Source organism: Bacteroidota bacterium, assembly GCA_005882315.1.
Taxonomy (GTDB): domain Bacteria; phylum Bacteroidota; class Bacteroidia; order Chitinophagales; family Chitinophagaceae; genus VBAR01.
The window spans coordinates 539,844-565,286 of record VBAR01000003.1 but is presented as its reverse complement, the minus strand read 5'-3'; the positions used below and the strand labels follow the sequence as shown (position 1 = coordinate 565,286).

24 protein-coding genes are annotated in these 25,443 nt (G+C 38.4%); 9 read left to right on the top strand and 15 right to left on the bottom strand.

Annotated elements, in window-relative coordinates:
* Window position 1 precedes the first annotated feature (1 nt).
* Both E6H07_15905 and E6H07_15900 read right to left on the bottom strand, forming a co-directional pair.
* Window positions 2-751 (bottom strand): GLPGLI family protein, encoded by a 750-nt coding sequence (locus E6H07_15905; protein ID TMI62887.1) that lies wholly within the window; start codon window positions 749-751, stop codon window positions 2-4.
* 6 nt (window positions 752-757) lie between these two features.
* Window positions 758-3,541, bottom strand: coding sequence for a hypothetical protein (locus E6H07_15900; GenBank protein TMI62886.1), 2,784 nt, complete (start codon window positions 3,539-3,541; stop codon window positions 758-760).
* Window positions 3,542-3,704: 163 nt separating this feature from the next.
* Here E6H07_15900 and glgB point away from each other — a divergent pair, with 163 nt between their 5' ends.
* Complete coding sequence (gene glgB, locus E6H07_15895; protein ID TMI62885.1) at window positions 3,705-5,720, top strand: 1,4-alpha-glucan branching protein GlgB; 2,016 nt, start codon at window positions 3,705-3,707, stop codon at window positions 5,718-5,720.
* Window positions 5,721-5,761: 41 nt separating this feature from the next.
* Here glgB and E6H07_15890 read toward each other — a convergent pair whose 3' ends face one another.
* Entirely contained in the window at window positions 5,762-8,128 is a 2,367-nt protein-coding gene (locus E6H07_15890) for a sodium-translocating pyrophosphatase (GenBank protein ID TMI62884.1), read from the bottom strand.
* 349 nt (window positions 8,129-8,477) lie between these two features.
* Here E6H07_15890 and E6H07_15885 point away from each other — a divergent pair, with 349 nt between their 5' ends.
* The 3 genes from E6H07_15885 (at window position 8,478) to E6H07_15875 (ending at window position 10,720) form a co-directional block, all read left to right on the top strand.
* Window positions 8,478-9,404: a hypothetical protein gene (locus E6H07_15885; protein TMI62883.1), complete on the top strand. Its 927-nt coding sequence runs from the start codon at window positions 8,478-8,480 to the stop codon at window positions 9,402-9,404.
* A gap of 142 nt (window positions 9,405-9,546) precedes the next feature.
* Entirely contained in the window at window positions 9,547-10,089 is a 543-nt protein-coding gene (locus tag E6H07_15880; GenBank protein TMI62882.1) for a hypothetical protein, read from the top strand.
* A gap of 190 nt (window positions 10,090-10,279) precedes the next feature.
* On the top strand, window positions 10,280-10,720 hold the full coding sequence (locus tag E6H07_15875; GenBank protein TMI62881.1) for a cold shock domain-containing protein: 441 nt from the start codon (window positions 10,280-10,282) through the stop codon (window positions 10,718-10,720).
* A gap of 17 nt (window positions 10,721-10,737) precedes the next feature.
* Here E6H07_15875 and E6H07_15870 read toward each other — a convergent pair whose 3' ends face one another.
* The 4 genes from E6H07_15870 to E6H07_15855 all read right to left on the bottom strand — a co-directional run bounded on the left by E6H07_15870 (window position 10,738) and on the right by E6H07_15855 (window position 12,914).
* Window positions 10,738-11,811 carry a ketoacyl-ACP synthase III gene (locus tag E6H07_15870; protein TMI62880.1) on the bottom strand — a complete coding sequence of 358 codons (1,074 nt, stop codon included), beginning with the start codon at window positions 11,809-11,811 and terminating at the stop codon, window positions 10,738-10,740.
* Window positions 11,812-11,943: 132 nt separating this feature from the next.
* Entirely contained in the window at window positions 11,944-12,279 is a 336-nt protein-coding gene (locus E6H07_15865) for a hypothetical protein (protein TMI62879.1), read from the bottom strand.
* Between the two features lie 52 nt (window positions 12,280-12,331).
* Complete coding sequence (locus E6H07_15860) at window positions 12,332-12,589, bottom strand: short-chain dehydrogenase (GenBank protein TMI62878.1); 258 nt, start codon at window positions 12,587-12,589, stop codon at window positions 12,332-12,334.
* A 70-nt stretch (window positions 12,590-12,659) separates the two neighbouring features.
* Window positions 12,660-12,914, bottom strand: a complete 255-nt coding sequence (locus tag E6H07_15855; protein ID TMI62877.1) for an RNA-binding protein — start codon at window positions 12,912-12,914, stop codon at window positions 12,660-12,662.
* Window positions 12,915-13,445: 531 nt separating this feature from the next.
* On the opposite strand from E6H07_15855, the gene E6H07_15850 reads away from it, so the two are divergent.
* A complete protein-coding gene (locus tag E6H07_15850; GenBank protein TMI62876.1) occupies window positions 13,446-14,588 on the top strand; it encodes a tetratricopeptide repeat protein in 1,143 nt (380 codons plus the stop codon).
* A 151-nt stretch (window positions 14,589-14,739) separates the two neighbouring features.
* Here E6H07_15850 and E6H07_15845 read toward each other — a convergent pair whose 3' ends face one another.
* Window positions 14,740-16,518, bottom strand: coding sequence for an arginine--tRNA ligase (locus E6H07_15845; GenBank protein TMI62875.1), 1,779 nt, complete (start codon window positions 16,516-16,518; stop codon window positions 14,740-14,742).
* Window positions 16,519-16,607: 89 nt separating this feature from the next.
* Here E6H07_15845 and E6H07_15840 point away from each other — a divergent pair, with 89 nt between their 5' ends.
* Window positions 16,608-17,126: a GtrA family protein gene (locus E6H07_15840; protein TMI62874.1), complete on the top strand. Its 519-nt coding sequence runs from the start codon at window positions 16,608-16,610 to the stop codon at window positions 17,124-17,126.
* Here the strand turns inward: E6H07_15840 and E6H07_15835 are convergent.
* The 6 genes from E6H07_15835 to E6H07_15810 form a co-directional block, all read right to left on the bottom strand.
* Window positions 17,123-18,595 (bottom strand): DUF4403 family protein, encoded by a 1,473-nt coding sequence (locus E6H07_15835; protein ID TMI62873.1) that lies wholly within the window; start codon window positions 18,593-18,595, stop codon window positions 17,123-17,125. The two genes, E6H07_15840 and E6H07_15835, sit on opposite strands and share 4 nt — an antisense overlap.
* An 85-nt stretch (window positions 18,596-18,680) precedes the next feature.
* Window positions 18,681-19,121, bottom strand: a complete 441-nt coding sequence (locus tag E6H07_15830; protein TMI62872.1) for a VOC family protein — start codon at window positions 19,119-19,121, stop codon at window positions 18,681-18,683.
* 136 nt (window positions 19,122-19,257) lie between these two features.
* Complete coding sequence (locus E6H07_15825; GenBank protein ID TMI62871.1) at window positions 19,258-19,677, bottom strand: helix-turn-helix transcriptional regulator; 420 nt, start codon at window positions 19,675-19,677, stop codon at window positions 19,258-19,260.
* Window positions 19,678-19,689: 12 nt separating this feature from the next.
* Window positions 19,690-20,097: a VOC family protein gene (locus E6H07_15820; protein ID TMI62870.1), complete on the bottom strand. Its 408-nt coding sequence runs from the start codon at window positions 20,095-20,097 to the stop codon at window positions 19,690-19,692.
* 93 nt (window positions 20,098-20,190) lie between these two features.
* Window positions 20,191-20,853, bottom strand: a complete 663-nt coding sequence (locus E6H07_15815; GenBank protein ID TMI62869.1) for a hypothetical protein — start codon at window positions 20,851-20,853, stop codon at window positions 20,191-20,193.
* A gap of 73 nt (window positions 20,854-20,926) precedes the next feature.
* Window positions 20,927-21,403 (bottom strand): DUF456 domain-containing protein, encoded by a 477-nt coding sequence (locus E6H07_15810; protein TMI62868.1) that lies wholly within the window; start codon window positions 21,401-21,403, stop codon window positions 20,927-20,929.
* A 183-nt stretch (window positions 21,404-21,586) separates the two neighbouring features.
* On the opposite strand from E6H07_15810, the gene dnaK reads away from it, so the two are divergent.
* From dnaK to E6H07_15795, 3 genes are all read left to right on the top strand, one after another.
* Window positions 21,587-23,503 (top strand): molecular chaperone DnaK, encoded by a 1,917-nt coding sequence (gene dnaK / locus E6H07_15805; GenBank protein TMI62867.1) that lies wholly within the window; start codon window positions 21,587-21,589, stop codon window positions 23,501-23,503.
* A gap of 191 nt (window positions 23,504-23,694) precedes the next feature.
* On the top strand, window positions 23,695-23,979 hold the full coding sequence (locus E6H07_15800) for a hypothetical protein (protein TMI62866.1): 285 nt from the start codon (window positions 23,695-23,697) through the stop codon (window positions 23,977-23,979).
* A gap of 94 nt (window positions 23,980-24,073) precedes the next feature.
* Window positions 24,074-25,030 carry a hypothetical protein gene (locus E6H07_15795; protein ID TMI62865.1) on the top strand — a complete coding sequence of 319 codons (957 nt, stop codon included), beginning with the start codon at window positions 24,074-24,076 and terminating at the stop codon, window positions 25,028-25,030.
* Window positions 25,031-25,053: 23 nt separating this feature from the next.
* On the opposite strand, the gene E6H07_15790 is transcribed toward E6H07_15795, so the two are convergent.
* Window positions 25,054-25,440, bottom strand: coding sequence for a hypothetical protein (locus E6H07_15790; protein ID TMI62864.1), 387 nt, complete (start codon window positions 25,438-25,440; stop codon window positions 25,054-25,056).
* Window positions 25,441-25,443 lie beyond the last annotated feature (3 nt).

Here is a 25,443-nt window from a genome sequence, read left to right as displayed (position 1 = left end):
TTTACAATATCGATTGCCAGATCAATCTATCCTTATACTTGGCATCCCATTTACCAATACCCGATTCAATTGATTTTAATAATCCTTTTGAATCTGTGTCTTTACCTTTTGTTGGTGCTGCAGGTGGTGCAGCGTTCGAAATTTCAAGACTTGTTGCAAACCATGTAGTATATAAACGGGGAACAGCTAACCCTAGTATCATGCCCGGTAAACCGCCAAATGATTCAGGGCCGGATGAAACGGGAATCTCTTCCGTATAAAAGGCAACTATTACTACTGAATCGCAGATACGGGTGATCGCTTTTTTACATTCGAAATTTGCAATGGTTCTTGTTTCGGGTTGTAGTTTCCATTCATATTGCGGAATGCTGTCGCTTACGAGAAACAGTTTTTCAAATATTTGTTTCTGGCTGGCTGCTTTTCCCATCTCAAGATCTTTATAGATCACATTGTTTGCACCGGGTGCTTCGCCAAAAAATCCCATTTTATTTTCAGGATTATCTTTCGAAGGCTTATATAGTGATTGATTGTTATTGAAGCTGAGCTCAAATAAATTCGTTTGGAACTGAGGAATTGCTTTTTTAAAAGCCTCCTCCCAACTGCCCATTTCTTCGTCTGTAAAATAAAGCCGGTGCACATTTGTTTTTCTTTCAAATTTTATTTTACCTGCAGTAATAAAATCAGTTTGCATTTGTGCCTTTCCCAAAAAGGTAGCACCACTAAACAGGAGTATTGAAAATAATTTTTTCATGTTATTTTATTTTTGTCCGGGACCTTTACTAAAGTTCCATATAAAGCTGACCAGCGCATAGCGACGCAGCACTTCATAAGTACGTTCGGAGATATAGTTGGATGTGGTCTGACGATCAAAGCCAATTTTCTGGTTAAGAATATCCTGTACTTCCAGTTTTATTTCACCCGTATTATTCTTAAATAATTTCAAACTTGTAGAAGCCGACCAGTTGTACACATCATTATTATTATCAAAGGCATCTGTTTTCTCACGCAGGTTTATATTAAGATTGGTGCCAATGCTGAATTTTTCATCCTTCCCAACATAAAAATTAAAACTATTGTTGATGTTTTGTGACCAGAAACTTGTTTTACGATTGTTTAATGAACTGGTGTTACTGTTATTGCTGAAATCGTAGTTGATATAAATGTCGTATTTACCTTCTTTATATTTTGAAATTCCGGGGCCTATACCATAACGGAAAGTGTTACTCTCATTTTTGGTTCCGTTTATAAAGTTAACGCTGCGGCTGCCGTTGCTGTTTATGCGGAAACTTATACGCATTTCTGGTTTTTTTATTTTATATCCATTGCTTATATAAAAACCATAATTATAAGTACCAGCAGTATTCACATATTGAACAATTCGTTTTCCTTCTGCATTGATCGTTTCACTGCTTACGATCGCTTTGTCGGTAAAACTAAAATTTGCATTTGCCCAGGTATTTCTACCGCTCAGTGTTTTGAAATCATTGTAATTAAGTCCAAAATTATGATTGTAAGATTGCTCCAGGTCGGGGTTACCAATTGTTAAATTCAACGGATCATTATTAACCACTAATGGCTGTATTTGGCTCATAGAAGGCGGCCTGTTGCTGCCATTGTAGTTTAATCCCAAACTTTTCTGTGGACCAAATTTATAAGTAAGCCTTGAACTCGGTAACAGATTAGTATAAGAATATTTACTGCTAAGCAGACCTGCTGAATCTTTTTGTGAATAAGTAGTACGGCCGATATTAAGACCGGCATTACCAGTTATTTTCTTTCCATTGATCTGGAATTTAGCACCACCAGTATTGGATAAAATATTCAATGAATAGCGGTTGCTGAATAGTTGGTTATAATCTTCATATTTACCATTGATCGCTTTATCGTATGTCTGCTGATCATTCAATGTATTATTAAGTCCGAATGTATAATTAAACTCAACCATTAATTTGGACGAAAATTTTTCGGTGAATACGGCCCTTGCCTGTGTTTTTAAATTGCGGCCCGTATTTTCTTTGTATTGCCGCAGAGAATCGAGGTCACTAATTGTCCCTGCATTATAGATTTGTGTATAGGAGTCAAAATATCCATCGCTACTCTTGTCACTTATTTTTTGCGAAGCAGAAACAGATAAGGTGCGACCGATCTTTTTAAATTTCTTTCTCCACAATAAACTTAGCAGGGCTGCTTCGCTATTACTGTTGGTGGTTAAATTCCTGATATTACGGTTTACAGCTTCTTCAAATTCATCATTGGTACCAGAGTTAGTAAACTGCTGGCGAATACTTTTTAACTTTTGTGCATTCAAGCGGATCTTAAAAGAAGATAATGAATCGATCTTTACATCATAAAATCCTGTGAAGAGATGCCTGTTCTCTTCTGAAATATTCCGGTGATTTTCGAAACTGTAATAAGCGGAATCGGGTAGAAGGTATTTATATAAAGAACCGCCTTCGGCATCATTGGTCTGTCTTTTAAAACTATAGTTGCCGTTGATATGAAATTTATCTTTCTCCCATTTATTACTGAAATGGGCGCCTGTCTTCAGTGAAACGGGTACTCCTTCGCCCCAGTAACTTTGACCCCAATCGCTAAATTCATCATCGTAGTCACTATTATTGATCGAAATATAACCGGCACCCATTTCTATATCGCCATCTGCAAAATCACCGCCACCGCCGAATTTATCATTGTCTTCCCAACCTAAACCGATCTTACCTGTATTGGACATTATACCATAGGCAGCTGCTTTCTTTTTTCCTTTAAATAAATTGAACATTGCTTCATTACTGTACCGGCCGTTGGTTCCAACACCCGGAGCTATTTTTCCGAAATAGCCTTTCTTTTTATCTTCCTTCAATACGAGATTAAGCGTTTTACTTTGTACACCATCATCTACACCGGTAAATTCTGCCTGGTCGCTTTTCTTATCGTAGGACTGTACTTTATCAATGGCATCAGCCCGCAGATTTTTTGTTACGATTGCCGGGTCGTCGGTAAAAAATTCTTCACCATCTACCAATACTCTTTCCACTTGTTTACCTTGTGCAGTTATCTTTCCATCTTTATCTACTTCTATACCGGGTAAACGTTTTAAAAGTTCCTGCACATTGGCACCCATCGCTACTTTAAAACTGTCGGCTTTATATTCAATTGTATCACCTTTTACAACTATGGCTCTATTCTGACGAATCACTATTTCTTCAAGCAGTTTGCCTGCAGAGATGATACTGAGTGTGCCAAGATCCTTCGATTCATTTTCTTTAATAACAACTTTATCTGTGTAGCTGGCATATTTTGGTCTTGATACGGTAAGAATATAATTACCGGGTTTTAATCCATGAATGGAAAAAGAACCATCCGGTTTTGTACGGGCAAATTTTACAAGTACAGAATCCTGTTCACGGATCAATGAAACAACTGCGTATTGCAGGTTCTTTTTTTCTGAAGTATCGGTAATAATTCCTTTTAAAGAAGATTGTTGTGAGTAGGCGGTTGCTGCTATAATAAATGCAAGCAGGCATAGAAATGTTTTTCTCATTAGTTGGCTATACGGTTTAGGTTGAGTGGTCTGGTTAAATGTGGATAGTGGATTTCAAAAGCGGGACGAATTTCCATCTTCTTATCCTTAATGCCGCAAAATAGATTCTAATTTTACGTTAAAGGATTGTATTTTACATGAACGGAAAAGAAACGAATTTATTATGACGCAACTTTCGAAAAAGTCCACACAAAAAAATGAAGAAAATGATCAAGGGTCTGTCCGCTCAAAGCCAGATAAGAAAAAATATGAGGAAGAAAATTTTATAGATACCTCAAAAGCGGTGTGGAATTATTCAATGCTTACGGATGAAGATGTGAAGAACTACCAGCAAGGCACCAACTATTCCCTTTATGAAAAATTTGGTTCACATTCCGTAGAAGTAAACGGTATATGGGGTATTTATTTCTGTGTATGGGCACCAAATGGAAGCTCTGTTTCTGTTGTCGGCAATTTTAATCATTGGTACCCGCATATGCACGAACTCTATGCCCGTTGGGATAATAGTGGCATCTGGGAAGGGTTCATTCCTGATTTCAAACTCGGAGAAGTTTACAAATATCATATTGTTGGCTATAAAAAAAGAGAACAGGCGAAAGGCGATCCGTTTGCCAACTTCTGGGAAAAACGACCTGATACAGCCAGTATAACCTGGGATTTATTTTATGAGTGGAATGACAAGGAGTGGATGAAGAAAAGAAAAAAGCATAATTCACTCGATGCTCCCTGGAGTGTGTATGAAGTGCACCTGGCAAGCTGGCAGCGACCGGATCCGGCGGATGAAGAAACTTACAACACCTATGCACAGATAACAGAACGGCTGGTGCCTTATGTAAAAGAAATGGGTTTTACCCATGTGGAGTTGATGCCTGTAATGGAACATCCTTTCGATGGAAGCTGGGGTTATCAGTGCTGCGGTTATTTTGCAGCTACTTCACGTTTTGGTGATCCCCAGGGATTGATGAAACTCATTGATGCCTTTCACCAGGAAGGAATTGGTGTGATACTCGATTGGGTGCCTTCGCATTTTCCATACGACACACATGGGCTATTTATGTTTGATGGTACGCATACATACGAGTATGCAGATATGCGCAAAGGATTTCATCCTGACTGGAACAGTTATATTTTCAATTATAAAAGGGGAGAAGTAAAATCATTTCTTATCAGCAGTGCAAGATATTGGTTTGATAAATTTCATATCGATGGCATACGTGTAGATGCGGTATCATCTATGCTGAAATTAAATTATTCAAGAACGCATGGACAGTGGGAACCTAACGAACATGGCGGTGATGGAAATTTGGAAGCCATTGCATTCATAAAAGATCTGAACGAAACGATCTTCCGTGATTTTCCCGATACACAAACTATTGCTGAGGAAGCAACAGACTGGCCTGGAGTTTCCAAGCCAACATTTGCCGGAGGGTTAGGCTTTGGTATGAAATGGATGATGGGATGGATGCATGATACGCTTGATTATTTCAAATTCGATCCATTGTTTCGTCAGCATCACCAGGATAAGTTTGCATTCAGCATGATGTATTATTATGATGAAAATTTTATGTTGCCTTTCAGTCATGATGAAGTAGTGCATGGCAAAAGCCCGATGCTTTATAAAATGCCGGGTGATGACTGGCAAAAATTTGCGAACCTGCGATTGTTATATACATATATGTGGACACATCCCGGTGCTAAATTATTATTCATGGGTTGTGAGTTTGGACAAACAAGTGAATGGAATTACAAAAGCGAACTCGATTGGCATTTACTACAACATGATTCACATAGATCATTGAAGGATTGTGTTACTGATTTAAACGCCTTATTAAAAGCAGAACCTGCTTTACACGAAAACCAATTTAATTTGTATGGGTTTGAATGGGTAGATCTGAATCACAGGGCAGAGAGTGTAGTAGTATATAGACGTAAAGGCAAGAAAACAAAAGATGACCTTTTAATTATACTAAATCTTACTCCAGTTACAAGAAATGACTGGGATGTGCATGTAGAAGGAAAAGCTTATACAGAAGAACTCTTCAATAGTGATTCAAAAAAATACTGGGGTACAGGTGATATTTATAATCCTGATATCCGCTCTGAGTTGGTAGATAAAAAAAGCAAACTTTATAAGGTTACTGTGAACTTACCTGCATTAGGAGCAATCATATTGAAATAAAAATCCCGCTTTTCAGCGGGACTCTTCTTTGTTCTTTTTACTTAATGAATCGAAAGTGTATCAATTGGTATGAGATGCATATATTTCTTAAATATAGAATCAGAAAGCGTTTTTCCGTTCAAAATTATTGAACCCCCTCTTATCTCAAGACTATAGTCACCGGAGATTAATCCATCTTTTTCCAATGCTTCTGCAAGTGGATCTTTTTTAAATTCAGCAGTTGCTGTATTATCAGTATTGGTTTGACGAATTTCTTGTATGTAAACTTTATTTTCTGCAACTCCTGATTTAGTATGATGAAGACTTGCAAGGGTAGGAGCAATAACCAATGAAACGATCGACATCAGTTTGATGAGGATATTCATTGAAGGACCTGAAGTGTCTTTAAAAGGATCACCAACAGTATCACCTGTTACCGATGCTTTGTGTGGTTCAGATTTTTTATAATACATCTGTCCGTTTATTTCTACGCCTTTCTCAAAACTTTTCTTTGCATTATCCCATGCACCACCAGCATTGTTCTGGAACATTCCCATCAATACTCCACTTACTGTTGCGCCGGCTAAAAAGCCACCCAATGCTTCTGGTCCAAATATAAAACCAATGATCAATGGAGAAAGAATTGCAATAGCACCTGGCAGCATCATTTTTTTAATAGATGCATCAGTAGAGATCGCAACGCATTTATCATACTCAGGTTTACCAGTTCCTTCCATAATACCCGGAATGGTTTTAAACTGGCGGCGAACTTCTTCTACCATTGCCATTGCAGCCTGGCCTACGGCACGAATAGCCAATGAAGAGAAAATGAATGGGATCATTCCACCGACAAATAAGCAAGACAATACATCTGCTTTATAAATATCAATACCTGTAATGCCTGCTACGCCAACAAATGCTGCAAACAAAGCCAATGCTGTTAAAGCAGCAGAAGCAATTGCAAAACCTTTACCTGTTGCAGCAGTAGTATTGCCCACTGCATCCAGTACATCCGTTTTTTCACGAACTTCTTTTGGTAGCTCACTCATTTCAGCAATACCACCGGCGTTATCTGCAATAGGACCGAATGCATCAATTGCTAATTGCATTGCGGTTGTTGCCATCATACCTGCAGCAGCAATTGCCACACCGTATAAACCTGCACATGCAAACGAACCATAGATACCGCCAGCCAAAACAAGTATTGGTAAAAATGTAGATTCCATACCAACAGCCAAACCACCAATAACATTGGTAGCATGCCCGGTACCACTTTGTTTAATAATAGAATTAACAGGGCGTTTGCCCATTGCAGTATAGTATTCTGTAATCATACTCATTAGCGTACCAACAGTCAAACCAACTGCGATAGCGCCGAGTACACCATTGCGGGTAAATTCATGATGACGTAAAATCATTGTTTCGGGTAAGATATAATATACCAATCCGCCACATGCAATTGCCGTTAATACAATTGAGCCCCAGTTACCCATGTTCAATGCTTTTTGAACTGTAGCTGTGTTTACACCTGCATTTTCGCTGATGCGTACAAAAAAAGTAGCGATGATAGAGAAGATGATACCAACACCTGCGATCATCATTGGCAACAGGATAGGTGCGAAGCCGCCAAAATTATCTATTGAAATTGTTTCCTGTCCCAATACCATTGTTGCTAATACAGTCGCAACATAAGAGCCGAAAAGATCGGCACCCATTCCTGCAACATCACCAACATTATCACCTACATTATCTGCAATAGTTGCCGGGTTGCGTGGATCATCTTCAGGAATACCTGCTTCTACTTTACCAACAAGGTCAGCGCCTACGTCAGCAGCTTTTGTATAAATACCTCCACCTACACGGGCAAATAATGCAATTGATTCAGCGCCTAAAGAAAAACCAGTTAATACTTCAATTGTTCTCAGCATCTCTTCGCTGTTAGCCGCTGCTTCAGGAGCAAATACCATTTTTAAAATGATATACAAACCACCTAAACCCATTACAGCTAAACCAGCAACACCGAGTCCCATTACTGCTCCACCGGTAAAAGAAACATTTAATGCTTTGCTTAAACTTGTACGTGCCGCATGTGCTGTACGTACATTGGCTTTAGTAGCCGCTTTCATACCGATATAACCTGCGAGTGCACTACATACAGCGCCAAATACAAATGCAAGCGAAATACTCCAGTGACTGTGTGTATTACTCATACTCATAACACCCAGCAGTAGTCCAACTATAATAACGAAATAGGTAAGTATTTTCCATTCAGCTTTTAAAAAAGCCATAGCACCTTCAGCAATATAATTGCTGATTTCTTTCATACGATCGGTGCCGGCATCCTGCTTCGACACCCAATTGAATTTTATAAGTGTGTAAAGCAAGCCAATGGCACCCATAACAGGAACGAGGTAAATCAATTTGTCCATAATCTGATATTAGGTAAAACGTTGAGTTATAATATGCCCCAAAGCCTTTCTTTGGAGGTCGGCAAAGATAGGGGTTGAAGGGGAAAAATGGCGATTTGGGGTATTTATGTTGATATTGTCTGTCATTGGGAAATTGCAGCCTTAGCTGACTTGATCGGCATGACGGAAAAATCTTTTTGCAAACCTTTGCAGAAGCAAAAATTTTAATCAATCCGTATATTTCCTATTGCATACATCGTAGATGCTGCTACTTTTGTCCTGCGATTCACTTGTTTGATCTACCAATATCCCACCTGAAAAATACCCTGAATATTTCCGTATTTAATTTTTAATTCGTAAACCCATACTCATGAAAGCTAATCGTTTCTCTACCCTTGCAAAGGGGTTGGTTCTCGCATCTTTAATTATTTATTCCTGTAAAAAAACAGACCTCGGTACAAATGATTCGGCCGATGCATTTGGCATCGTACCATCAATAAATGCAACCCAGGAAATAACTACTTCACAACGTTTAATGGACTGTTCATCCGATTGTATTAATCCGGCCGGTCCTTTTGTTGAACGTTCTGCAATGTGCAGCTCAAGCTGGGGTGGACCTAATTCTGACTTTCATACGAAAACAGTTACGTATGTAGCTTATAATACTGCAACAGACCTGGTAGTAAAAGTTACTTATGTAAAAAGCGGTAAGAATACAAATGCTTCAGATCTTGTTAGTGCTACAGTTAACGGAGTCGTTCGATCTGTTCCAACCTTAGCAAGCGGCGCAACAGCTGAATTTACTTTCCCATTGCCTACTGGCTGGAAAAAGTGTGATGTACTTTCTATTGGCATTCACCAGGAAGGACAGAACTCACCAATTAACATGAACTGCTGGTATAGCCTATTTGAAATTTGTGCAGCCCGTTGTGCTACAACTTTTGAAGGTGATGCAATATCATGCGGTACTGAACGTGAAGCGATATATACTTTAACCGCAGAAAGTGATATGAGTTATATAAAAATGCAGGGAGGCCTTACAAATTTTACTGGTGCAAATGCTGATATTGAATTTTTAGAAGGCGGTGAAAATCTAACCTATTCACAATCTACACCAGGAGGAAGCAGCAACAGGATAATAAAAATTCAAGGAAGTATGTCAGCTTGTGAAAGAGTAAGAATAAGGATCAGGTGGAATTCAACTAATACCGGTGGAGTGATCACAGGTAGCTGGTCAGTGAAAGATGCAAACGGAGTTGAAATAGCTCCTTCAGTTGCCGGGTTGACTTGCGAATAAAAAAACAGGTGATTAAAAAAATATAACCAGGTCATTTTATAGTGGCCTGGTTTTTTATTTTAAGGAAGTTCATGATCTATCAATAACACGAACGGCAATTGTTTAAATAGGTGGGGCGAAATAATAAGCCTACCTTCCCGAAATGCCAGAAGACAAAATTGTACAGTTCGTTTTTTTTGAAACAGTATTGGAAAGCAGTGAGTTTATTAGTGAATGGGAAAGATTTGTTCGTTCCGAAAATCATGATGTGAAAGTGACGCTTCAGCAGACGCCTGCAAAAAATGGGTTTAAATATATAGCTCAGCATTATTCTGTAACTGACGAATTCAGCTTTGTTTTTTTCAGACCCAAAAGATCTGCAAAAATTGCTGAAGTGGAAATCCGGGCAAAAAAAGCCGGAGGTTACCTGCTTATACAGGAAGAACAATTGAAAAAAGCAAAAGCGGATGAATCTAAAGTCTTTGTATTTCTTATTGACAGACCGCATGATTTTTCATCTTACAACCAGTTGATGCCAGACGTAAAGCTTAATATTTACGAAGCATATTATGAAAACTGCCAGTATGCATGCATCCTGGAGTTTTTTGTAAAGAATTCAGCGGTTGATGAGCTTCGTGAGCAACTGAAGCAGGTTACCGCGGCCGAAATCGGAACTTATACCGAATGTGTTTTGCAGGCAACTTAACCCTGCCATGATCTTTTATTTAAGAAATTACTCACATCTTATGCGGTAGATAAGTTTGAAAAAGGGGTCTGCCTGAAAAAGACTACCTTTATATAAATCTGCCGGGCAAAAAGCAAAATTTTCTCTCTCATTAGCTTTCGCAATTCTCAATAACCAGCGGATAATTTAATCACTAAAAATTTATTTATACATGGCTGAATCATGGAATAAAAAGGAACGGGAAAAGAAAAAACAAAAAGAAAAAAAGGACAAAAAAGAAAAAATGCAGGAACGAAAGGATAATGCATCGAAAGGTAAGAGCCTTGATGACATGATGGCCTATGTGGATGAAAATGGAAATATTTCTTCAAAACCACCAGATCCACGACGTAAAGTGGAAATAAAAGCAGAGGATATCGAAATTGGTGTTCCAAAGTATGTGGAATCAGAACCGCAGGAACGGACCGGTAAAATCACTTTTTTCAACCAGGAAAAAGGATTTGGATTCATTAAAGACATGGTTACCCAGGAAAGTGTTTTTGTACATATCAATAATTTACCTGGACCAGTAAAAGAGAACGATAAAGTAAGTTTTGAAACTGAAGGCGGCCCCCGGGGCCCGGTTGCAGTGAATGTGAAAATACTAGGTTGATAATTGGTACAAACGACTTAGCAGCGATAGCAAACAGCGTTTATGTTCATGCCGGCACCAACGGAAGCGAACAAAACGATATCGCCGGGTTTTAATTCATGACCGGTTACTTTATTTTTTATCACCAAATCATATAGAGTAGGCACTGTTGCAACAGAACTGTTGCCAAGCCAATGTATGCTCATAGGCATAATGTCTTTTGGTATTTCTTTTATGCCGTACAGTTGGTAAAGTCTTTTAATAATTCCATCATCCATTTTTTCATTTGCCTGGTGAATGAAAACTTTCTTCACCTGTTTTATTTCTACATTACTTTTTTCAAGACATTCTTTCATGGCAGCAGGAACAAATTTCATAGCATATTCATAAACCTTGCGGCCTTTCATTTTTATATAACGTACACGAGGATCGCTACCCGGATTATAGGCTATACCCATGTTAATATAATCAACTTCTTCTAAAGAATGTGTTTGCGCTGCGGCACCGAGTATACCTGGTCCTTCAGCTGCTACTTCATTAAATTCTATAACAGTTGCACCTGCACCGTCGCTGAATATCATACTGTCACGGTCATACATATCTATTACACGGGACAAAGTTTCTGTTCCTATGATCAGCGCTTTTTTTGCCACGCCTGCTTTAAAGAAAGCATCAGCCTGAATTAAACCCTGCACCCAACCCGGGCAGCCAAATAAAATATCATATGCAACACAGTTAGGATTTTTTATCCCTAAAGCATGTTTGATACGGCTTGCCAGGGATGGCACTGCATCAGTTTGAATAGTATGTTTAAACACATTTCCGAAATTATGCGCCACAATTAGTTGATCGATCTGTTCCGGGTCAGTACCGCTATCATCGAGAGCCGCTTTGGCGGCATAATATCCGATGTCTGATGTATTCAACTCATCGGTGGCATATCGTCTTTCTTCTATGCCTGTGATCAGCCTGAATTTTTCAATGATCTCCTCAGGATCTTTATCAAGCGCCTCTTTGTCTTCGCTGTAAAAAAGATGCTTTGCGAAATCTTTATTGGACTGTATAAAAGGAGGGATATATGAACCTGTTCCGGTAATAACTGAACGATGCATATTCAAAATACGATTAGTGATGGATTGAGTAAATTCTTGTATTAAAGTTAACTCCTTAAATGATTAATTTGGCTTTTATCCAAAAAAAATAGCCCGATGGCTATTGTAAAAAGTTCTGTTATCGGTCAATATCTAATTGGTTTCAACCGCAACAGTAATATCCCTGATCGCAAGCATAAAATCATTGCTCATTGCAAATTCAAACTTCCGGTTGGCAAGTAATTTTTTACTTTGATCATCTTCCTGCAGCAGCATTACAAGATCACTTGCAAGCGGCATGAGTTTGGATGAGATAGGAATACGTCCGTTATTAATTTCAATAGCGGAGAAACTGAATTTTATTTTCCGGCCGCCGGCTGCTCTTTCAAAATCGGTGTGATTCATCGAAAGCGATTGTTCACCCGTGGCTGATTTCTTGATTAATATGTTTATTACGGGGAGGTATATTTTCCAGGTCTGTCTGAACATTGTCGGTAATTAAGTTTTTATTTTAAACGTCAATAAAAAATCAAATAAACGGCTATGGCTTTTCATCGGTAAGGCGGGTAAAAGATAGCCCATTGAAAATACGTGCCAGTCCTGTATTCTTTGTCTTTTTCCATTCATCCAGGTTAGCACTGCTTACGATGCGCCAGAAATTTTTTGATTTCAGTTCTTCGTAATCAATAGCCTGGATAAAAACTCCTGCAACGGTATTCCGGTCTTTAAAATGAATATTTACCGGAATATCTTTCCTTTTCTTTTGTTCAATATACTCTTCAATTTTATCAGATGTCATAAGAAAAAAAGCTTAAATAATTAAAATGAATCGATCGGCTTTTAAAATAGTTATTGAAAGGTAACGATTTTTACCATTTATCCTTCTTTGGTTTTGCTTCATTTACTACCAGGGGGCGGCCATCATTCATGGTGCCATTAAGTTCTTTGATAGCTTTTTCAGCATCTCCTGAGTCGGATAATTCAACAAAACCAAAGCCTTTGCTGCGGTTAGAAAACTTGTCCATAATTACTTTGGCAGATGAAACCTGGCCAAATGGGGTAAATAATTGCATTAAATCCTGATCTGAAGTTGCATAGCTCAGATTTGAAACATAAATGTTCATTGTAAAAATTTAGAAATAAGAAATACTTGAGAAAAATGCAGAGTAAAAGAAGGAGTATCTGAAAACAAATAATGTTCGATTACAGGAGCTATAAAACTCAAATTGTCGGGACGAAGGTAGGTTTAAATTGCCCATTATCGCCTTTTATTTTAAGTAACAACCAGTTGGAGAGCACTTATTGTATCAAGTGTTAGTCGAATAAGTATTGCATTGCAGCATTTTATAAAAGTAAAGGAAGTTATCTCCAACGAAGTTCAGATTAGTGATTACAATCCAATCAGCTTCTTTTACTAATAACGATGAGGATCTTTCCGGATTTGTACGGAGAAAATTTACCTAAAGCATTAATAAAAGATTTGGGCGTAAAATATTCTAAATCAATGGCCGTTTTATCAATGTAGATGAGTTTCATTTAGCTGGCAAATAAGGCAACAGTATTCTTGGTTTGGAGCAATAAATTGTCAAAAATCTTATACAAGGAATGATTTTTGCGATTACTTTTATCCTTACGATTTGCTTTGATTAGTATTAATGAAATTTTATCTTGTGTTAAGAAACCAGTTCAATACTGTAGTCCAATTTAAAACAAACCCTATGAACCGCTACTTACTCACTGCAATGGCCATGCTTGCAACATTAGCAGGCTTCAGCCAAACATCAGCCACACAGATCAGCTCTATTTCAGTGGTACAAGCTATACCTGTTAACACAGACAGTGCCGAATATTTTTACCAGAAAGGATTATTGGAAAAACAAAATGGCCGTAAGATGGAAGCTTATAAGAATTTTTCAAAAGCTATCCGTTACGAGGCCAGCAATAAAAATATCGTTACTGAACTGGCCAATAGCTGTCTTGACTTACGAAAATATAATGAGGCAAGAGAAAACTTTAAAAAATTGGTTGAGTTGGGTGATGCAACAGCAGCTAACTACAAACAACTGATGATGCTCTCGTATAACCTGAAATTGAAATCAGATGTTATTCCATATGCCAGGAAATTGAAAGAACTGGATCCTGCTGAAAAAGTAGATTATTATATTGGACGTATACATTATGATGATGATAATTATGGTGAAGCCATCAAATATTTAAACTCAGCAGCAAAAGAAGATCCGGCTAATGCAGAGATTCCTTATCTCATAGCTCATAGCTATGCCGATATGATGAACTATAAACTGGCGATCCCTTATTTCAAAAAAGCGATCGAAATGGATTCAACAAAGAATTTCTGGATGTATGAGATGGGGTTGATTTGTTATGCTATACATGATGATCAGAACGCCTTAAAATATATTCTGCTTGCTGCAGAGAAAGGCTACAAAAGAGATAATGATTACCTGGAGAACCTCGGTATTGCTTACCTGAACGCAGGTAAGCTTGAAGAAGGTGTAAGTATCCTGAATGAAATTCTTATTAAACGCCCCAGCGATCTGAATATCCTGAACATGATTGCTGAAGGCTACTATTTTAAAGGCAAATATCAAATGGCTATTGATTACTGGGATAGAATGCTTGAGTATGACAAGGAAAACGCTTCAGCACTTTATATGATTGGTATGTCCTACCAGAAAAAAGGAGAGAAAGAGAAAGGCGTTGCACTTTGTGATAAAGCCATTGAAATGGATCCTTCGCTTAGTAACCTGAAGCAGAAGAAGCAGATTATGGGAATGTAGTGCAGCCGATCAGTCAGCAATTTGCAATCAACAGTCAAATACTTTTAAACCGTAAAGTCTTCGCTTTCCGGTTTTTCTTTTTTAATCAGGTAACTATGATAGTGTAAACTGTAAAAACTGCCGGCTGTTGACTGCGAACTGAATAACTGTCTTACATTCTTTCAGGAACTCTTATTCCCATTAAGTGCAGGGACGATGCAATTATATTTGAGGTCATCTGGCTTAGCTGAAGACGTAATTGTTTTTTTTCTTCACTCTCTGCATTCATTACTGAATGTTCTGTGTAGAACGAATTAAAAAGCTTTGCCAGTTCAAATGCATAAATGGCAATTACAGATGGATTGTGTTCTGCGGCTGCCTGCTCAAGTATTGTTTGATATTGTTCTTGCTTGATTAGTAAATTTTTTTCTAATGGAAATAAACTTCCGGGTCCTGGCCCTTGATCCCTGATCTCTAAACCTTTTCTTAAAATAGACTTTATCCTTGCATAAGTGTATTGCACAAATGGTCCTGTAAATCCATGAAAGTCGATTGACTCTTCAGGATTAAAAACCATTCGCTTTTTAGGATCAACACGAAGCAGGAAGAATTTCAATGCACCCAATGCGATCGTATCATAAAGCTCTTTCAGTTCATCTGTGGTAAAGTCTTTTACTTTCCCAAGTTCTTCGGTTTTATTTTTTGCAACCATTACCATTTCATCTACTATATCATCTGCATCCACAACAGTGCCTTCGCGGCTTTTCATTTTACCAGTTGGCAATTCCACCATTCCATAGCTCAGGTGGTAAATATCATCGGCATAGGGAAGTCCCAGTTTCTTACAAATTAGCTGAAGCACTTTCATATGATAGTTCTGTTCGTCACCAATCACATAAATACTCTGATCAATTTTATATTTATCATATTTCTGCTGTGCCAGCCCAATGTCCTGGGTTATATATACCGATGTACCATCTTTTCGCTGAACAATTTTCTTATCGAGACCTTCGGCGGTTAAATCGATCCACACACTATTATCATCCTCTTTTACAAAAACTCCTTTTGCAAGAGCTGCTTCCACAGCTTTTTTGCCTAACAGGTAAGTTTGACTTTCATAATATATAATGTCAAAATCACTTCCAATCCTTTTATAAGTAATATCAAATCCTTCATACACCCAGCTATTCATTTTTTCCCATAGATCTATTATCTCAGGTTTGCCCGCTTCCCAATCTACCAGCATTTGTTGTGCAGATTTCATGATAGGAGCTTCTTTTTCCGCCAGTTCTCTTGTCATTCCACCTGTTACTAATTCTTCTACCTGTTTTTTATATTCATCATTGAATTTTACATAATAGTCCCCAACAAAATGATCTCCTTTAATGCCTGTTGATTGAGGAGTATCGCCATTTCCGAAAAGCTGCCATGCGATCATGCTTTTGCAAATATGAATGCCCCGGTCATTTACCATACAGCTTTTAATTATTTCGTAACCGTTTGTTTTCAGAATTTCAGCCACACTCCATCCAAGAAAATTATTCCTGAGATGCCCGAGGTGAAGTGGTTTATTAGTATTAGGAGAGGAGTATTCTACCATTACCTTTTTGCCGTTCGAAGGTTTGCTGCCAAACCTACTATTACCGAAATTTGTTTGAAGAAAATCTGTCCAGTATGGATCTGCAACGGTGAGGTTCAGAAAGCCTTTTATAACATTGAAGCCTGTAAATAATTCGCGGTTATTTTTCACAAGGTTTTCACCCAGTTCATTTCCTAATTGTTCCGGCGTTTTTTTTAAAGACTTTACAAATGAAAAAAGAACAACGGTGTAATCACCTTCAAATTCCGGCTTTGTTTCATTTACTGTTATACCCTCAACAGGAACCTTTTGGTTATACAATTGTGCCAGTGATACCTGTACTGAATCCTTTATTTTATTTACGATTGACATTAGTTGTAGTTAGCCGGCAAATTTACTGCACCATTAACTATAAACCATAAACCAAAAACTATAAACTTTCGGATTATCTTTGCGCCTTTATGCGCCGACATATTCATAATGTAAGAGACCTTGTGATACCAGTGGTAGATTTTTTCTATCCGCCTTTCCGCAGTTTAATGAACCTGCAGACCTTTCGTTATGCAGCCTGTGGAGGGCTTAATACATTTGTTGGATTTACGGCCTGGTATGTCTTTTTCAAGTTCGTACTCAGGGAACAGAACCTTGATCTTGGCTTTTATGAATTCAAGCCTTACAGCGGAGCGTTGTTCATGTCTTTCTTTATCGCTTTTCCTTTTGGTTTCTTCCTTATGAAATATGTGGTCTTCACTGATTCCCGGATGAAAGGTAAAGTGCAGATCGTAAGATATTTTCTTTTATATCTTATTAATCTCTTTCTTAACTATGCATTGCTGAAATTCTTTGTTGAAATACTTTTTATCTATCCCACATTTGCGCAGATCATTACTACTGTTTTGCTGATTGCTTTCAGCTATATTTTTCAGCGCTACTTTACATTTAGGGCTACACCTGTAGAGGAAATTTCAAAACCGGATTAAAAGCTGAAGGGTATTGTCTGCACTTTTACGGCAAGATAGCCGCTGCAGTTACTTCTTATTATTAATTGTTGTTGCAAAGGAAAAATGCCGGTTAGTTTTAAATCATTCACGACTCCTTCACTACGTATCCCTGGAATCCATTCCTTATTCAGTTGTGCATTCATCATTGTTTTTGCATTATTGATGTATTGCGAAAGATCGAACCGGGTATATTGGCTGATCACACTTAAAATTCTTCGGTTAAATAACCAATCGGCTGCTTTAAGCAAGGCATCCTTGGTTTTAATATCAAATTCCATATTCTTTATTTCAAACATTTTTGTTTGTTCATCATATACAGGTTTCCCAACGAGATAAGCGGTACCTTCTTCATCACCACCAAACACAACCTTTACAATTATTTTTTCATTGCCTGCACCCATCAATTTGCATTGCTTTATTACAAATTTCTTTTTCACAGGTCCTTTATCAATATCAAACTGCCGCCCATTGATATTTGCATTCAGCAATGAATTCAATGAATCATAATTCAACACCGCGTCAAGGAAAATATTAAAACCGCTTTGCCCGTTCACCGTTTGTAAATAAGGAACAGTAGAAAGAACTTCTATTGGTTTTTCAAAACTTACTACAGGTTTCGCTGAAAGACCCATAAAAATTTTCAAAGAATCCCCCTGAGCAAGCAGGTTGTTTACCTGCATACGTTGGGGGTTCAATTGTAAATATCCTAATCCCGGCAGCGTATATATTTTGCATAACTCATCCCACAGCAATTGTACTTTTGATCTGATATCAGTAATGCCATAATTTTTTATCAGTTCATCCTTTGCAAAATCAAGCTCCGATCTCAATCCTTTCATTACCATCTTTGTAATGTCTTGTCCCCAAAAACACATTTCACATTTATCGAGTGCAACAGGTTCTTCACGTTTTATATTGAGGTTGATCTTGAAATCAGGGGTTACAGTTATTGCATTTGTAAATAATATATTCACCCTTCGTTCATCCTCATTAAAACCACAGCGGCAGGGCGGTGTCCAGGGCGAAACAGCAGTACTGCTCATACATACACGGGTACTACCGGTAATTTTATAGTAACCTGTAAATCCCAACTGCAAAGTGTTCACTGCAGCTTTCAATTGCAATGGGCTGCGCCGGAAACTATATTTATATCGTGTATCACAACCTTCATAGATCCAGTCATTCGGGTAATTAGGAGAAGTGAAAACCGTGTCAACATTTTTTTCTGCATAAGCAAACAGAGGATTCAGGTTTACCTGCACAGGAATATTGATCTGCGATTCGGGTAATGAATCAAATTTAAAATTGGTGCGGCTGAGATTAGGTTTATCGGGATTGATCTTCGGCGAGCATGAAAACAACCCGCCACTGGTTAGTAAAAAGAAAATGATCTTTATTATACCATCTCTAGTGCTACTATGGATCTTTTGTTGCGGCGCTCCGTTCATCGGTTGGATTTCTTTTCAGCAATATAAACAGTGATGCCATACAATTAGTATGGCATCGCAAAAATTTATTGAAGTATTAAGGAAATTACTGCCATCCGCCTGCGGGCATTTCCTTAGGCTGTGTCATACTGAACCAGTTACCGCATCCATCATTAACAATACATTCAATACCGTAAAATTGTTCCTTGGGTTCCGTAATATTCACACCTTTAGCTTTTAACTCTTCATAGGTGGCCCGGCAATCAGGTGTATGTAAAACACCTGCGCCCATAACACCTTTTTCAAGCAGCAGTTTTAATGCTTTTTGTGTATTATCATCCCAACCCATTTGACTTAGATCACCTGCTGCATTCATCAATACAATTTCAAGATCTGGTTGTTCCGGCGGATTGAGTGTAAGCCAACGCATCCCATTGTCCATTTTAACATCAGTGTTGACTTTAAAGCCAAGTTTATTTACATAAAAATCATACGCTTTTTCCTGGTCGGTGACGAAGAAAGAAGTATGAGAAAGTTTGGTTACCATAAAATAAAATTTAGAAAGTAAATATAGGATTCGAAAAGCGTAAAGACTTATTGATTCTTGCTTTACTGTGAATGGTCAATGGTGAATTGTGAATTTCGAAACATTTATTAACTATTGACAATTCACTATTCACCATTCACGATCTATCCAGTTTATAATTTTCAATAAAGCAATGAGGAATCGCTTTCTTCGGTTGGGCTTTTTGTTCCATCTTTTTCTTGTATGCCATATTGCGATAGTACTGTGGCGCAAACCCAATTTCTTTTTTAAACAAGATGCTGAATGAAGTAATGCTTTCAAATCCAATTTCATTACATACTTCTCCCACTGGCTTATTTTCTGATAGTAGCTCTTTGGCTTTGTCTATTCTTTTTCTTGTAATGTATTCAAGCGGTGTCTTTTGATAAATACGACGGAACAAACGGTGAAAATGAAACTTGGAGATAAATGCTTTCTTTGAAACCTGTTCAAGATCGATTGACTCATGATAGTTTTCGTCAATATACAGTTTGGCATTTACTATCCGCAGGTAAGTATCGTTGGTGAGTGTTTGCAAGACGATACAAATTTATTTATTTAATTCACAATTCACCATCCAATGAATACCAAACTTATCAGTGAGCATACCAAACCGGGAGCCCCAGAATACATCGCTAGGTGGCATCGTTGCCTGCCCACCTTCAGAAAGCTTGGCAAATAAAGGATCTACTTCAGCGGGAGTATCTACATGCACTGAAAGTGAAGTATTGCTGCCTTTTACAATTCTACTTTCGTCAAAAGTATCGGAGATATAAAGAATGGTTTCACCAATCTTTAGCCGTGCATGCATGATCTTATCTTTCAGGTGTGGCGGTACTTCCATCGGGCCATCACCCATTTTTGAGTTCATAATTACTTCGGCTCCTAATACTTCTTTGTAAAAATTAATTGCTGCTTCGGCTTCGCCGGGAAAATGAATGTAGGTGATGATGTGCATGATTTCTTGTTTTTTATTTGTGAATTGGCAATGGTGAATAGTGAATGGTTTGTTTCCAATAATTCTATTGCCCATTCACAATTCATCATTCACCTATATGTTTCTCGGGTTCTTCCATTGCTTAGCGAGTCTTTCGATCGTTTCGGTTATTCGCTCATTTCTTGTTTCTTCTCTTTTCGCAGTTACGATCCATTCGATATATTCTTTTTTATTGGTGAATGAAAGTGAATTGAAATAATCCGCTTCCTTTTTGTTTTTCTTTAATGTTGCTGCCAGATCATCCGGAAGTTTAACTTCTTTCGTTTTAGGGTTTACCCATTTAAATATTTCTCTTTCCTGCCGCGGTTTTGTTTCTTTCTTTTTATCCGCTTCTGTTTTTGCACGGAAACCAAATGTGCTCCATGTATCATCAAAAGATATCAAACTTATCCAGGTGAGTTTATCTCCTTCAGCGAGTAAACAATCCCAACCTTTGTCCCTGTTCAGGTCTGTTTGAAGTTTCGATGTTCCTTTCGGATAATATACCCAGACCATCACAGCCGGTTTCAAAAGCTTCATTACTTTACTCATCTGTTTTTCCATTTGTGCCCGGTTAAGGACAAACCAATGCACCTGGTTATATTCTTTTCCTGATTCAACTATTTTCACTCCTTTAGGCAGCCCGATCAATCCTTTTTGAAATTCAGAAGGTTCATTTACCGTAAGCAAAGTATCACCGGTTTTTATTTTTAATTTTTGGGAAATGGTATTGGCCATACAGTTTTATTTGGGTTGTGAAAGCTAAGGTAAGAGATGAACTTTTCAAAGGGTTATTGATTCTTGCTTTGATTTATATAGGTATAGTTCTGATTATATAAAACAAGAAAAAGAAACAGATCACCAGTTTTAGAAATGAACCAAGGAGAAACCCTGCAAAAGAACCCAGGGCAGCTTTGAATGATTTTTTTGAATCCTGGCCGCCGATCATTTCACCAATAAATGCGCCGGCAAATGGCCCGATGATAACACCCCAGGGCCCCATCCAAAAAGCAGCGAGAAAACCGAGTGTACAACCCCATACTCCATATTTCGTTCCCCCGAATTTTTTGGTTCCCCAAATAGGAATGAGATAATCAAGAACTAAACTAACTACTACGATGGCAGCCCATATTAAAAGGAACTTTGTAGTGAAAGGATTTGGGTCTCTCAATTGTTGAATCAATAATCCTGCATAGGCGATAGGCGGACCGGGCAATAAGGGTAAAAGACTTCCTGCAATACCCACTATGCAAAGAATTATTCCCACTATGATCCAAAGCCATTCCATTATTCCAAAGTTAGTGTTGATTAAGATAAAATGTGAATCAATGGGGAAAAGCCATCCGCCTGCAAAACTCAAAGCCTGACCGATTTAAACCGTTATCCACCGCTATTTCTGACAATTTAGCACTACGAATGCCAATGGCACTATCATTGACTATCAAGACCTGAACTTAAAATTCATATACAAATGGGAAAGATAATTGGAATTGACCTTGGAACAACAAATAGCTGCGTTGCCGTAATGGAAGGTAACGAGCCAGTAGTGATCGCCAATGATGAGGGCCGCCGTACGACCCCTTCTGTAGTGGCTTTTCTGAAAAATGGCGAACGTAAAGTGGGTGACCCGGCCAAACGCCAGGCTATCACCAACCCGCAAAACACCATTACGAGTGTTAAGCGGTTTATGGGCCGCCGTTTTGATGAGGTGGATGAGGAAAAAAGCCACTGGAGCTATAAGGTAGTACAGGGTGACAATAATACCGTACGTATTGACATAGATGGCCGTTTATATACGCCACAGGAGCTCAGCGCCATGATCCTTCAGAAAATGAAGAAAACGGCTGAGGATTACCTGGGACATGAAGTGAATGAGGCCGTAGTAACCGTGCCTGCTTATTTCAACGATGCACAGCGCCAGGCTACCAAAGAAGCCGGTGAAATTGCAGGTTTGAATGTTCGTCGTATCATCAATGAACCGACTGCCGCAGCGCTGGCTTTTGGGCTGGATAAAAAACACAAAGACCAGAAAGTAGCAGTGTTTGACCTCGGCGGTGGTACGTTTGATATTTCTGTATTGGAACTCGGCGACGGAGTGTTTGAAGTAAAATCAACCAACGGTGATACACACCTCGGTGGTGATGATTTTGATAAAGTGATCATGGATTGGCTGGCGGCTGAATTTAAAAATGATGAAGCAATTGATTTGCGCAAAGACCCGATGGCTTTACAGCGTTTGAAAGAAGCTGCTGAAAAAGCAAAGGTTGAATTAAGTTCATCTTCAGAAACAGAGATCAACCTTCCTTATATCACAGCAGTTGATGGTGTGCCTAAACACTTAGTAAAGAAATTAAGCAAAGCAAAATTTGAACAGCTTTCTGATAAATTATTTGAGCGTTGCCTGAAACCTTGTGAACAAGCATTGAAAGATGCGGGTTTGAAACCATCTGAAGTGGATGAGGTAATTCTAGTAGGTGGTAGTACACGTATCCCTAAAGTGCAGGAACTGGTGGAGAAATTTTTTGGCAAAAAGCCAAACAAGAGTATCAACCCGGATGAAGCAGTTGCAGTAGGTGCATGTGTGCAAGGCGCTGTATTAACCGGTGAAATAAAAGATGTGTTACTGCTCGATGTAACTCCGCTTACACTCGGTATTGAAACAATGGGTGGTGTGTTGACTCCATTGATCCCATCTAACACAACCATACCTTCCAAGAAATCAGAAACATTCAGCACAGCAAGCGATAACCAGCCCGGAGTACAGATACATGTATTGCAGGGTGAACGCAGCATGGCAAAACATAATAAGAGCCTGGGTATATTTAACCTGGATGGCATTCCGCCGGCACCACGTGGTATACCGCAGATCGAAGTAACATTTGATATTGATGCAAACGGAATATTGCATGTAACAGCAAAAGATAAAGGCACAGGTAAAGAGCAGAAGATACATATTGAAGCAGGTTCTGGTTTAAGCAAAGAAGAAGTGGAAAAAATGAAAGCTGAAGCAAAAGCAAATGAAGCAACCGATAAAGCAGAAAAAGAGAAAGTAGAAAAAATGAATACTGCTGATAGCTTGGTTTTCCAAACGGAGAAGCAATTAAAAGAATACGGTGATAAAATACCGGCTGAAAAGAAAACAGTAATTGAAACTGCAGCCGCTAAATTAAAAGAAGCACATAAGGCAGAAGACTTAGCAGCTATTGATACAAGCATGAAAGAACTGAATGATGCATGGATGGCAGCAAGTGAGGATATGTATAAAGCTTCACAGGAACAAGCACCGCCACAGGCAGAAGGCGATGGACAGGATACTGGATCGGCTTTTGATGATAAGAAGAAAGAAGATAATGTAGAAGATATTCCGCATGAAGAGGTGAAGAAATAAGAATTAGGATTTTTAAAATCGATTTTGATAGAAAGCCTCTGAAGAAATTTAGGGGCTTTTATTTTATGTGGTCAATAAACTAATTAATATGGAAATAGAAATTTTTACTCTTTGTGATTTTGCACAGGACAATAATAGCAAGCTAACTGTAGTAGGAACATTTGACTCAATCAATTCAAAGCAGTTTCCTTATGTTCATGGAAATTTTTCAGTTGCATGCAGGCTTCGTTTTTCAGAAAAAGAAATTGGTATTCGTGATATGCGGTTACGTTTTATTGATGGGAAAGGAGGTGCTAAAACCCATAGAAGCACAAATGAATGTTACGCAACCACAAAACGGGCAATACACTGCTGCTACCCTTGTTTTTAATTTTGGACAAACAAAATTTGAAAAACCCGGTCGCTATTCTTTTGAACTCTATATCGATAATGAATGGAAATCGGGTTTGCCTTTGTTTTTAAATCATATTGCATAGGAAAGTCTTACCCGTTGCTCACCGTGACAACACTCAACATTTCCGGCGGGCTTTTTGTAAGATTTTCGCCGGATTTAATTTTTGATCCTTTTATATGAATTGGATAGACTTTATTATTCTATTTATAATTATCATAGCGGTAATTCTTGGTTTTTACCGTGGCTTTATCCTCGGCGTATTAGATCTTATTACATGGCTAAGCAGTTTTGTACTTGCTTATCTTTTTTATCCCTATACAGCGATCGGGCTTGATAAAATTGGCAATCTCGGTGTATGGCGTTTACCGCTTGCTTTTCTCTTAACAGCATTAGTTGCAAGGATACTTATTGGATTTATTAGAAATCTTATTGCCCGCAACATTCCAGCAGCGGCAAATGAAAATGGTATCAACAAATTCCTGGGTATCATTCCCGGCATTATCAATGGAGGCATTTATGCAATAATATTTTCCGCATTGTTGCTTTCATTTCCTCTTAGAGATGGCCTTACGAATAATATTCGTGAGAGTCGTTTCGGACCACAACTTGCAATGCAGGCAGACTGGGCCAACCGGAAACTGGCGCCTATAATGAATGATGCGATCAGGCAAACAATGAACAGTCTTACGATTCAACATCCTGAATCACATGAAAAAGTCAATCTTCCATACAAATTTGATAGAGCTAAGGTGAGGGCAGACCTGGAAGCAGAAATGTTGGTACTGGTAAATAAGGAAAGACAAAAAAATGGATTACAAATATTGCAGGCCGATCCGGAAATGACACAGGTAGCAAGAGCACATTCACAGGATATGTTTGTAAAAGGATATTTTTCTCATAATGATCTTGAGGGTAAAGATCCTTTTCAAAGAATGCGGGATGCAAATGTTCGTTTCCTGGATGCCGGGGAAAATCTTGCATTAGCACAAACCTTAGAAATAGCGCATAATAACCTTATGAATTCTCCCGGTCATAGAGCAAATATTTTAAGTCCTCATTTTCACCGGTTGGGAATTGGGGTATTGGATGGCGGATTTTATGGTTTGATGATCAGCCAGGAATTCAGGGATTAGTTTTTTCTTTGATCAATCCATGTTTAGTAATCATCAAATTTTCCACTAAGAAGAAACAGACTTGTTGCTACTATAGTAATGCCATAGGCTTTAAATGGTATTCTGTATTCACCGCCTTCAATTTCTGAAAAGAAAAAAATAAATAACAAGCCTGTAATGGCGAGTAACAATCCAAGGCTTCTACGTGTGATTTTATTTTTTGTCTCGGCAGTATCCATCCCGGCACCATAACCGAGGAAAGCAGCAAATACACCTGATACTCCGAATAAAGCAACAAAGGCTGCATCAGAATAAAACCGGCCGTTGAGAACAGCAACAACAATATCAAACAGAGTTACAAAAACCAGTATGCCAATGATATAAATCAGTGCAGTCACCAGGTGTTTGGTTTTGTTCCAGGCTTGTTTCATTTT